Source organism: Streptosporangium sp. NPDC006013, assembly GCF_040614275.1.
In the GTDB taxonomy this organism is placed as follows: domain Bacteria; phylum Actinomycetota; class Actinomycetes; order Streptosporangiales; family Streptosporangiaceae; genus Streptosporangium.
In genome coordinates, this window is sequence record NZ_JBEXUE010000060.1 from 1 (window position 1) to 10,921 (window position 10,921).

The 10,921-nt window shown below is 71.5% G+C and carries 11 protein-coding genes; 2 read left to right on the forward strand and 9 right to left on the reverse strand.

Annotated features, from left to right (window positions below; all coding sequences use genetic code 11):
* From ABZ260_RS12325 to ABZ260_RS12345, 5 genes are all read right to left on the reverse strand, one after another.
* Window positions 1-803: VCBS repeat-containing protein (locus ABZ260_RS12325; RefSeq protein ID WP_355616053.1), on the reverse strand; the 803-nt coding region annotated here is incomplete at its 3' end.
* A 100-nt stretch (window positions 804-903) separates the two neighbouring features.
* The gene (locus ABZ260_RS12330) at window positions 904-2,160 is read right to left on the reverse strand and encodes a DUF1702 family protein (protein WP_355616055.1); all 1,257 of its coding nucleotides are present in this window, start codon (window positions 2,158-2,160) and stop codon (window positions 904-906) included.
* A gap of 96 nt (window positions 2,161-2,256) precedes the next feature.
* Complete coding sequence (locus ABZ260_RS12335) at window positions 2,257-3,300, reverse strand: prenyltransferase (protein WP_355616057.1); 1,044 nt, start codon at window positions 3,298-3,300, stop codon at window positions 2,257-2,259.
* Window positions 3,297-4,010 carry a methyltransferase domain-containing protein gene (locus ABZ260_RS12340; RefSeq protein WP_350914363.1) on the reverse strand — a complete coding sequence of 238 codons (714 nt, stop codon included), beginning with the start codon at window positions 4,008-4,010 and terminating at the stop codon, window positions 3,297-3,299. Before ABZ260_RS12340 ends, ABZ260_RS12335 begins: the two co-directional genes overlap by 4 nt.
* A gap of 40 nt (window positions 4,011-4,050) precedes the next feature.
* Entirely contained in the window at window positions 4,051-5,295 is a 1,245-nt protein-coding gene (locus ABZ260_RS12345) for a glycosyltransferase family 4 protein (protein WP_355566707.1), read from the reverse strand.
* A 291-nt stretch (window positions 5,296-5,586) separates the two neighbouring features.
* On the opposite strand from ABZ260_RS12345, the gene ABZ260_RS12350 reads away from it, so the two are divergent.
* On the forward strand, window positions 5,587-6,615 hold the full coding sequence (locus ABZ260_RS12350; RefSeq protein ID WP_355566704.1) for a GDP-mannose 4,6-dehydratase: 1,029 nt from the start codon (window positions 5,587-5,589) through the stop codon (window positions 6,613-6,615).
* A gap of 141 nt (window positions 6,616-6,756) precedes the next feature.
* A complete protein-coding gene (locus ABZ260_RS12355) occupies window positions 6,757-8,439 on the forward strand; it encodes a serine/threonine-protein kinase (protein ID WP_355616059.1) in 1,683 nt (560 codons plus the stop codon).
* A gap of 180 nt (window positions 8,440-8,619) precedes the next feature.
* Here ABZ260_RS12355 and ABZ260_RS12360 read toward each other — a convergent pair whose 3' ends face one another.
* The 4 genes from ABZ260_RS12360 to ABZ260_RS12375 form a co-directional block, all read right to left on the reverse strand.
* Window positions 8,620-9,075 carry a DNA-binding protein gene (locus tag ABZ260_RS12360; RefSeq protein ID WP_355616062.1) on the reverse strand — a complete coding sequence of 152 codons (456 nt, stop codon included), beginning with the start codon at window positions 9,073-9,075 and terminating at the stop codon, window positions 8,620-8,622.
* A 153-nt stretch (window positions 9,076-9,228) separates the two neighbouring features.
* Window positions 9,229-10,014 carry a rod shape-determining protein gene (locus tag ABZ260_RS12365; protein ID WP_355616064.1) on the reverse strand — a complete coding sequence of 262 codons (786 nt, stop codon included), beginning with the start codon at window positions 10,012-10,014 and terminating at the stop codon, window positions 9,229-9,231.
* Window positions 10,015-10,018: 4 nt separating this feature from the next.
* Window positions 10,019-10,378, reverse strand: coding sequence for a TraR/DksA C4-type zinc finger protein (locus tag ABZ260_RS12370; protein ID WP_355616066.1), 360 nt, complete (start codon window positions 10,376-10,378; stop codon window positions 10,019-10,021).
* Window positions 10,379-10,537: 159 nt separating this feature from the next.
* On the reverse strand, window positions 10,538-10,903 hold the full coding sequence (locus ABZ260_RS12375; protein ID WP_355616068.1) for a hypothetical protein: 366 nt from the start codon (window positions 10,901-10,903) through the stop codon (window positions 10,538-10,540).
* Window positions 10,904-10,921 lie beyond the last annotated feature (18 nt).

Below are 10,921 nucleotides of genomic sequence, written 5' to 3' on the forward strand. Positions count from 1 at the left end.
GTGCTCGCGGTGACCGCGAGCACCTGATACTCCAGATCACGAATGCCACGCACCACGCTGAGCAGCAGGCGGTTGCCGTTGGCGGCGGCGGACAGCGAGTCGGGCATCACCGCACTGCCGGGATCGCCGTCGTTGGGGGCACCGTCGTTGGGGGCACCGTCGCCCAGCACCCGGACGCCGTCGGGGAAATAGTCGCCGAAGACCAGGTCGAGGCGGCCGTCCCCGTCGAAGTCACCGGTCGTGGCGGCGCTGGTGTTCCAGATCTCCGGCTCCGTGGTCAGCGCGCGGTGGCGGAAGGCGGTTCCGGAAGGGGGTACCCCGGGCACGCGCAGGAAGAGCGAGGGGGAGCGGCCCCAGTAGTAGACGACCAGGTCCTGCCAGCCGTCCTGGTCGAGGTCGGCGGGCAGGCACCCGGCCGGCGCCTCGTACCGCCTGCGATCCGGGGGGACCAGCGTGAACGGCCGGTAGCCCCGGGGTGTCCCCGGTGCCCGCCTGACGGTCACCGTGTCATGGCGGGGATCGACCAGGCACAGGTCGTCGGCGACGACCTCGTTGTCCACGTCGAACAGCGCCACCCCGGCGCCCAGCGACGACACCCAGCCCTGGAGACCGGCGTATCCCGCCGCGACCGGCCGCAGGGTGCGGTCACCGGGCCCCGGGGGCGGCCCGAGCGGCCTCGCGTGGAAGGAGAAGTCGGCCGACGTCTCCGCGACCGAGGTGTCCGGCAGGCCGGTCAGCCTCCACCCGGCGGCGGCGGCGATCAGGGCGAGGACTCCCGCCGCGTACCTGCGAACCCCTGACATCGCTCTCACCGCCCCTTCGAACCGCAGGTGACGATCTCGGCCGCGACCGGCTCGCGGTGGCGCGGTCCGGCATCGTCCGCACCACTCCTTCGAGCCGCGGTCACAAGTCGCGGTCGCGCCGTGCCCAGGCCTTCCGGACTCCCGCCCGCCAGGCCTGGTAGTGGTCGCCGCTGTGCGCGTTGTGGCCCAGCGCGACGAGCGCGGTGTCGGTCCAGCCCGCCGCCTCGTCCACTTCGGCCCCGCACAGCACGGGTGCGGCGGCGACGGTGTGCTCGGGGACCACGGCCGATATCAGCCGGGAGGCGCAGGCGAAGGCGCACCCCTGGGCGAGGTGGGCGCGGAAACCGTCCTCGGCCGCAGCGGAGGCCAGCCGCCCCAGGTCCGCGACGCCGGCACCCCCGGTGTACGTGGCGGCCAGACCCACGCCGCTCCACAGGTCGGCGCGGCGCCCCGCGGGAAACTCGGCGATGCGCAGCACGACGTCATCGGCCCCCGCGCACTCGTGGAACCAGAGCATCCGCCCCAGTCCCTGATCGAAGATCGCTCTCCGGGTCCGGTCCATGAGCCCCGCCGTCCGCTGGCGTCCCACCGTACGGTCCGCGGAGAAGAAACCCTGGTGGAAGCCGAAGCCGTCGTGGGCCAGCCAGCGCAGCAGCGGGTGCACCGAGCGGACGCCCCACATCGGCCGTAACCGCATCCGGGCGTACGCCCGGCCGGTGCCCAAATGGATGAGGTGCGGGTAGCGCATCCCCGGCCCGCTCAGCAACTCCCGCAGGCGGCGCCCACCGGTGAGGGTGAGCACGTCGAGGGTGGCGCAGGCCATGCCTGCGCCCTCGTACGCGAAACCGCGCAGGTCCTCGCGGAGGTCGTCGATCCGCTCGGCCTCCCCGGCGACCACCGCGTTGAACCCGGCCGTGAACGACCGCTCCGCGCCCTCCAGCCGCTCGCGCGCCGGCCCCAGCCGGAACCGCCGCACCCCGAACCCCACCCGGGCGGGGTTCTGCCACAGCAGCCGGGCCACGCCGTTCGGCCTGGGCGGTGCCGACGTCCCCGGAGCCGCCACCCTCGGCTCGGAAAGGCCGGGCTCGGAAAGGTCGGGTTCGGAAAGGTCGGGTTCGGGTGAGCCGGGCTCGGAGAAGTCCGGCAGGGGGGAGGAGACCGAGGATTCCTGCGGACCCGGATGCTCGGCGGGGTCCGGAGGGCCGGCCGAACCCGTGGGTTCGGGTCGCCGCGGGGGTGCCGGGTTCGAGGGGGTGGGGGGTGGCGGGTCAGGGGTGCCTTCCGGGGCGGCCTCCGCGCCGGCCGTCTCGGTGTCATCGCTCTGAGCTACCGTCCGAGTGCCCTCCGCATTACTCACGGACCCGAACGTAGTGAGCCGCATTCAGCCCTTCAAGCACCACGTTTCTGATTCCGTGCAAAGAAAACGCCGACGCCTCGGCCGGAGGCCGGGAGCTCAGCTCCTGGAACGGGCGTGGCTGCAGCCGCAGGCGGCGGTGGGGCGGTCGGTCAGGTACCTGCCCGCGTCGCGGAAGATGCCCGCGGCGGGGGTGTGCCCGGCCAGCGCGTCGGCGGCGAGTACGACCGCGGCCGCGGTGTAGGCGGAGCGCTCGTAGGGGAACCACTTCTCGTTCACGAACTGCCAGCCGGTCCAGTACGAGCCGTCCTCGTGCCGCAGGTGCTGCATGTCCGAGAAGAGCTTCCGTGCCCGGTCCCGGTCGCCCAGCGCGTCGAGGGTGAGCACCAGCTCGCACGTCTCGGCACCGGTCACCCACGGCTGGTCGGAGACGCAGCGGATGCCGAGGTCCGGCTCCACGAACGTGTCCCACTCCTCGGCCAGCCGTGCCCGCGCGGCCGGGCCGCGCACCGCGCCGCCCAGGATCGGGTAGTACCAGTCCATCGAGAAGCGGCTCTTGTCGGCGAACGCCTCGGGGTGGGCGACCAGTACGTGGCCGAGCTGGTCGGCGGCCAGCTCCCAGTCGGGCTGCGGGTCGCCCAGGTGCTCGCCGAGCAGCACGCCGCAGCGCAGGCCCTGGTGGATGGAGGCGCAGCCGGTCAGCAGCGCGTACCCGGCGGGCCTGCCGTCGGCCGCGCGCTCCCAGACGATCTCGCCCCGGGTGGTCTGCAGGCCGACCACGAAGTCCAGCGCCGCCCGGACCGGAGGCCACATCCGCCGGGCGAAGTCCTCGTCGGAGGTCACCAGCAGCTCGTGCCAGACGCCGACCGCGAGGTAGGCGGCGTGGTTGGACTCCCCGCCCTGCTCGACGGCCTCGCCGCCGACCAGCTTCATCGGCCAGGAGCCGTCGGAGCGCTGCGTGCGGACCAGCCAGTCGTATCCCCGGCGGGCGGGGCCGGTCAGCCCCGCCACGCTCATCGCCATCAGGCACTCGACATGGTTCCAGGCGTCCACGTGCCCCTCGGGCCATGGGACGCCGCCGTCGGGCTCCTGTACCGCCGCGATGCTCTGGGCGGTCTGCACAACCTGTTCCCAGGAGATCATGCGGGCTTCCGGACGTAGAGCACCACGCTCTTGCCGATGAGCGGGTTGAGCACGGCCTCGGCGATCCTGGTGGCGGCGGGGCGCTTCATGATGTCCCAGACCAGCAGCTCGTGGTAGGCCTTGGCCAGCGGGTGGTCGTTGTTGTCGACGCCGACCGCGCACTTGATCCACCAGTACGGCGCGTGCAGGCCGTGGGCGTGGTGGTGCGGGCCGATGGTGAAGCCCGTCGACTTGAGCTTCGCGCTCAGCTCGGCCAGCGTGTAGATGCGGACGTGCCCGCCGGGAGCGGTGTGGTACGCCTCGTCGAGCGCCCAGCAGATCCGTTCCGGCAGGAAGCTCGGCACCGTGATGGCCGCCTGGCCACCAGGCTTGAGGACCCGGAAGATCTCCCGCATCGCGGCCATGTCGTCGGGGATGTGCTCCAGTACCTCGGCCGCGATCACCCGGTCGAAGGCGCCGTCCTCGAACGGCATGTCGAGTGCGTCGCCCGTCACGGTGTCCGCCGTCGCCCCGGGCGGTATCTCACCGGCCTTGTCCATCGCGGCGAACATGCTCGCCACGCCTTCCAGCTCCCCCGCGTCCATGTCGAAGGCCACCACGTCGGCACCGCGCCGCAGCACCTCGAACGCGTGGCGTCCGCCGCCACACCCCAGGTCCAGCACCCGGGTTCCCGGACCCACGGGCAACCGGTCGAAGTCGACAGTCAGCACTGGCCGCTCCTTGTGAGAGGTGATCGTTTCAGGGGGTCGCTCACTTCGCGCGGTGGGCCTGGATGGCCTCGTGGTAGGCCTCCACGGTCCGCTTGGCGACGACGTTCCAGGTGAAGCGTTCCATGACCCGGTCGTAGCCCTTCTTGCCCACCGCGGCCCGCTCCTCGGGAGAGTCGTGCAGGCGGCGCAGCACCGCGGCCAGCTCCTCGGGGTCGCCGGGGGCCACCTGTACGGCGGCGTCGCCGACGACCTCGGGCAGCGCCCCGGTACGGCTGGCGACCAGCGGGGTGCCGCAGGCCATGTGCTCGACGGCGGGCAGCGAGAAGCCCTCGTACAGGGAGGGGACGACCGAGATCTCCGAGGTGGCGATCAGCTCGCCCAGTTCGGTGTCGGAGATGCCGTGCACGAACCTGACCCGGTCCCGCAGCGCCAGCTCGCCGACGAGCTTCTCGGTCGGGCCGCCGGGGGTGGGCTTGCTGACCACCGTCAGGTGGACGTCGCGCTCGGTGGCGAGCTTCGCCACGGCCCGCAGCAGCGTCGCGACCCCCTTCATCGGGGAGTCGGCGCTGGCCACCGCGACGATGGAGCCGGGCCGCTTGGGAAGCTCCGGGCGCGGGTGGAAGTAGCGGGTGTCGACGCCCAGCGGGATGAGCCGCATGTTCTTCTGGGGCACGTTGAAGTCGCGGTGGATGTCGGCGAGGGAGGACTCGCTGACGGTCAGGATCGGGCTGAGCCGCGGCGCGACCTTGGCCTGCATGCGCACGAAGCCGTACCAGCGGCGCATGGAGAGCTTCTTGCGCAGCGGAGCCGCCTTCAGCTCGATGCGCCGGTCCACGCTGATCGGGTGGTGGATGGTCCCGACCACGGGGAACAGCTTCTGGATGCCGAGCAGTCCGTAGCCGAGGGTCTGGTTGTCCTGCACCACGTCGAAGTCGCCGACGCGCTTCTTCAGCTCGCGGTGTGCGCGCAGGGTGAAGGTCAGCGGCTCGGGAAACCCGGCGGTCCACATGGTGCCGACCTCGAGCAGGTCGATCCAGTCGCGGTACTCGCGGAGGCCGGGAGTACGGAAGGGGTCCTCGTCGCGGTACAGGTCCAGGCTGGGGACCTTGGTGAGGATGACGCCCTCGTCGAGCTCCGGGTAGGGCTGGCCGGAGAGGACCTCCACGCTGTGCCCGAGGGCGACCAGCTCGCGGCTGAGGTGACGCAGGTAGACGCCCTGCCCACCGCAGGTCGGCTTGCTGCGATACGACAGCAGTGCCACCCGCAGTGATTCAGCACCCGGCACGGCAACCCCTTTCTCACCCTGCCCGAAAGGGGACAGGTACCGTGAAAGATGACCTTAGTCCTCGGACACTACCATTCGGTAGCTCTGTTGTACCTGATGTGGAATTGTTCCTAGGGCCTGCTTCACCGGGCGCGAGCTGGGAGGTTAACCTGACCGAACAGGATTCGGTGGAACGCGTTCTAGCTGCGCCGTGAGGGAGATAGTGCCCACACGGGGGTGGGACGGTACATTCGCCAATCAAACGGCATAAGACCAGGCATAGGTCCCGCCCCCGCAAGCGAGGAGGACGCGTTGGCCAGGCGCGCGCTGATCACAGGTATCACCGGGCAGGACGGTTCCTATCTGGCCGAGTGCCTGCTCAGTCAGGGCTACGAGGTCTTCGGTCTGGCCCGAGGGCAGGCCAACCCGCGCGTCTCACGGCTCCGCAAGCTCCTGCAGGACGTTCAGCTCGTCCGGGGTGACCTGCTCGACCAGGGTTCGCTGATCTCCGCGGTCGAGAAGGTCCAGCCCGACGAGGTCTACAACCTGGGCGCCATCTCGTTCGTCCCCATGTCGTGGGAGCAGGCCGAGCTCACCGGCGAGGTGACCGGCATGGGCGTGCTGCGCATGCTGGAGGCCATCCGGGTCTGCTCCGGGATCTCCTCCTCGCGTACGGCCGCCGGATCCGGGCAGATCCGGTTCTACCAGGCGTCGTCCTCGGAGATGTTCGGCCAGGTCCGCGAGACCCCGCAGACCGAGATCACCCCATTCCACCCCCGCTCGCCGTACGGCGTGGCCAAGGCGTACGGGCACTTCCTGACGCAGAACTACCGCGAGTCGTACGGCATGTACGCGGTGTCGGGGATCCTGTTCAACCACGAGTCCCCGCGCAGGGGCGCCGAGTTCGTCACCAGGAAGGTGAGCCTCGGGGTGGCCAGGATCAAGCTCGGCGTCGCGTCGGAGCTGCGCCTGGGCAACATGGAGGCGCGTCGAGACTGGGGGTTCGCCGGAGACTACGTCCGTGCGATGCACCTGATGCTCCAGACGGACACGCCTGAGGACTACGTGATCGGCACCGGCCGCACCCAGACCGTCCGCGACCTGACCGAGGCCGCCTTCGCCGCCGCCGGGCTCGACTGGGAGCGGTACGTCGTCACCGACCAGACCCTGCACCGCCCCGCCGAGGTCGACCTGCTCTGCGCCGACCCGAAGAAGGCCCGCGTCCAGCTCGGCTGGGAACCCTCGGTCACCTTCGAGGAGCTGGTGGCGATGATGGTCGAGTCGGACATCAAGCTGCTCTCCGACGGCGGCGACCCCGACCAGGACTCCTCCTGGCCCTGAGGCCGGGCCTCTCCGGATCGGCTGCCCGGAGCATTCCGGGCCGCGGGGCTTCTGCTGCGGCAGGGGGCCGCCTATCGTCATTCCTTGGATCAGAAGCGGTTCCGGCCGTCCGCTGACGGGGACGTGGAGACGAGGTGAGCGATGTCCGAGCCGGGCTCGCTGACCGTGGACGACCCCGAGCGGATCGGCGGCTACCGGCTGAGCGGGGTGCTGGGCGACGGAGGTCAGGGCGTGGTCTACCTCGGCCACGATCCTGCGGACCGCAAGGTCGCGATCAAGGTGCTCCACGTCCGGATGGCGACCGATCCCAAGGTGCGCGAGCGGTTCATGCGCGAGGCGGAGATCACCCGCCGGGTCGCGGCGTTCTGCACCGCCCAGGTGCTGGGCGGGGGGATTGTCGGCGATCGGCCCTACCTGGTCAGTGAGTACATCCCCGGGCCTTCACTGAAGGAACTGGTCACCGGCGACGGGCCGCGGATCGGCAGCGGCCTGGACCGGCTCGCGGTCGCCACCCTGACGGCGCTGGCCGCGATCCACCGGGCAGGAATCATCCACCGTGATTTCAAACCCGACAACGTGATCATGGGCCCGGAGGGGCCGGTGGTCATCGACTTCGGAATCGCCCGGGTGCTGGCCGTCACCACCACGGGTTCGGGGCTGGTGGGCACCCCCGCCTACCTGTCGCCGGAACAGCTTGACGGTCACCAGGCCGGCCCGGCGTCGGATGTGTTCAGCTGGGCCGCCACCATGGTGTTCGCCGCCACGCGGCATCCGGCATTCCCCGGCGCCATACCGGCGGCGGTGATGAACGCCGTCTCCAACCGCGAACCCGACCTCGCCGGAGTGCCCGAGCGTATCCGCCCGCTGCTGGCAGCCTGCCTGGCCAAGGACCCCGGCGCCCGGCCCACCGTGGCCGACCTGCTCGCCACCCTCACCCGTGAGGAATCCAGCACGGTGGATCACCGGCCGCGCGGCCCCGCCCCGCCGCCTCCGGCGTCCCGTGTCCCGCGCCGTTCCGTCAGGGGACGCCTGGTGGCCGCGGCGGCGATCGTCGCCGTTCTCATCCCGGCTGCCGCGGTCTTCTGGCCGTGGCAACCGGAGTCCCCTGAATCCTCCACTCCGCCGTCCACGACCCCCTCCGGAGCCTCGGCCCTGTCGTCACCGTCCTCATCCGCCACGGGTTTCTCCAGGACCTCCGCTCCGTCGCCCGGTCAGACTTCGAAGGTCGTTCCCTTCGGCATGCCGGTCGGCAGGCCGTTCACCGGGCACACCGGGGGAATCCATTCGATGGCGGTGGCGGAGTTGGCGGGACGGCCGGTCGTCGTCTCCGGCAGCAGCGGCGGCGACGGGGGGCGCACTGCGCGGGTGTGGGATCTGGCCACCCGCGAGCAGATCGGCAGCCCGTTCACCGGCTACACCGACGCCGACCTGTCGGTGACGTTGGCGGTGACGGAGTTGGCGGGGCGGCCGGTCGTCGTCTCCGGTGTCTCCGGCGGTGACGACAGCACTGTGCGGGTGTGGGATCTGGCCACCCGCGAGCAGATCGGCAGCCCGTTCACCGGGCACACCTCGGGAGTCGAGTCGGTGACGGTGGCGGAGTTGGCGGGGCGGCCGGTCGTCGTCTCCGGCGGCTACGACGGGGTGCGGGTGTGGGATCTGGCCACCCGCGGGCAGATCGGCAGGCCGTCCACCGGCCGCACACAGGAGATCACGACGATGCTGGTGACGCGACTGCGGGGACGGCCGGTCGTCGTCTCCGCCGGCTTCGATGGAGAGATACGGGTATGGAGTCTGACTCCGCCCTCCCCCGCGCCCGGCTCCTGAGCGTCCGCCGCCTCTGCCGGATCCCCCGCAGGAGACCTCCCCGCGTCCCGGCCCGGCGGCACTGCCGGAGCTCACCTCCGAGGATCACCGCCTGCCTGGAGAAGATCCGCGCTGAGGGCGGCACCATCCGCGCGGCCGACCCGGTCGAGAGACCGCTGGAGACCGTCATCCGGCCAAGGATCACCGTGTGGCCGGCGCGTTCGTGGACCCCTCGGTGCGGCCGGCCAGTCGTTCGTAGCGTTGTTTGGCCGCCTGAGGGGTGCCGAGGCCGAGGCCGAAGGCGATCTCCTGCCAGGTGAGCTCGCGGCCTCGCGCCATGAGCAGGAGCGCAGCCTCCAGCTCGTCCATCTCCGCGCGGGCGCGGGGCAGCAGGGTCAGGGCGGCGGTGATGTCGGCGCGGTCCACCTCCGGCTCGCCCTCCTCGCGCTCGGCGGCGCCGCTCAGCAGGAACGACACGAGCCTGACGGCCTCGTGCGCCCCGAGCACCGTGGAGTGGACCTGCCGGCGGCGCTGGGCGTCGTCGGTCGCGTGGCGCTCGGTGATGCGCGACAGGGCGGCGTACTCGCGGTGCGCTCGCGCCTGGCTCGGGTTCGGAGGCGTGAAGGCGCCGGCTGATTCATCGTGGTTCGCGGACATGCGAACCACGATCGCCTATCGAACGGCCTGTTGTCAATAAATCGTGTTAAACAACTTGTTTAAACAGTGTCGCCTCCACCCCTGACGGGCGCGGAGGCGGATCTCGGGTCATCGGAGCCTTTCGAAAGGTCGTTGAGGAGGCCGGAGCGGAGTTCAGCGGCGATCCGAGGCCAGCAGCAGAGCCAGGCCGCGGACGGTGGCGTGTGCCGGATCGGGGGCCACGCTGACGCTGAGGCGCAGAGCGGAGCAGAGATACCGGGCCAGGCCCGGGCGGGTGGCGCCGCCGCCGGTGATGAGCAGGCCACCGTCACGCACCCCTCGCCGGATGGAGGAGGGGACGCGGTCGACGAGGTCGGCGACCATGGCCGCGACCCGGGTGAGCAGGTGGGCGGGCACTCCGGTGGCCGCGCCGGCGTGGAAGTCCATCAGGATCTGCACGGAGCCGGTGTCGAGCACCCGGCCGCGACTGATGAGGGCCGCCTCGATGATCCCGGCCCCCATGTCCAGCAGGAGCCGTGGGCGAGGGTCGGCCATGCTCACCCCGCTGCCGGCCGCGGCCGCCAGCGGTTCCTCCACCACCGCCACCGGGCAGGCCGCCACCTCGAACACCGCCCTGACGGCGGCACGCCGTTCCGCCTCGGAGGCGGCCACCGGAACGCCGAGCAGCAGTCGTTCCAGCGGAGCCGTGCCTGACGTGGCCGAGGTGCGCAGGACACGGCGGGCCAGCCGGGCGCATCCGGGCGGGTCGGTGACGATGCCGTGCCGTACCGGCCAGCGCCATCGTCCGTCAGGTACGGCGTCGGCCGCACCCGTGACCTGACTCGACGGATCCGCCGGGACGGCGGAGGGCTCGTCGATCAGCGTGTCGCCGCCGGAGAGCAGCAGCCTGGTCCGGGCGGTGCCCAGGTCAAGGGCGGCCCGTCTACCGGGATCGGTCATCTCCTCACCTCCTCGTGTCCCGGCAGACGACGCAGTGCCGGGTGTGCGGAATCCGGCGCAGCCGTCGCAGGGCGATGGACGCCCCGCACCGCCGGCAGGTGCCGTACACCCCGGAGTTCAGCCGTTCGATGGCGGCCTCGATCTCCGCGACGGCCGTTCCGGCGCGCTTGGCGCGCCCCCAGGCCAGCGGAATGGGTTCGCCCGCTTCCGGAGGCTCGGGCAGGTGCTCGTCCCCGGGGAGGGAGTCCCGCTCCGCTCGCGCGGCGGTGAGCCGTTCGTGCAGCAGCGCGCGGAATTCCGCCAACTGCACGGCGTTGCGCCGGTACTCCTCCAGCAGCCTGTCTGACGATCGGATGTCACCCATGACGACATCGACTCCTTGAATGACTCGCGGCGGTCCGGGCAGAGCGCGGTCCGCCATCGTGAAAGCCGGAACCTGGGCACAGGGCGGTGCGCGGCACCGCGCGGCTGAGGGACCTCGGTCGAGTTCACCGCTCGACGGAGGTCTGGAAGGGCGAGGAGCCTAGGAAAGAGGTGGGCTGCGTGAGGTGACGATCCGCTGAACGTCGCGCCGGGAAACGGCGGCGGGCTCCACGGGGAGCCAGGCGCGAGACGGCGGGGCATTGGACGCCGCCACAGTGCCGACCGCGGGCAGGGAGCGGAGTTGCCTCGGCGTCGGCAGGTGCTCGGCCCCGCCGGCCAGGAGTCTGGGTGCGGTCGCCTGGTAGGCGTCGCCGGTCTGCGGAACCCAGAGGCCGGTGGCGGTGCCGGCGGGCCTTCGCCCGCCGGGACTCGGAGAGGGCGCGACGGCGGCCAGAACGACCATGAGAACAAGGCCCACCACGACGGCCGCGGTGGGCCTGGGTGTGCCCCACCGCGGTTCCCTCATCGCCTCGACCATAGTCGA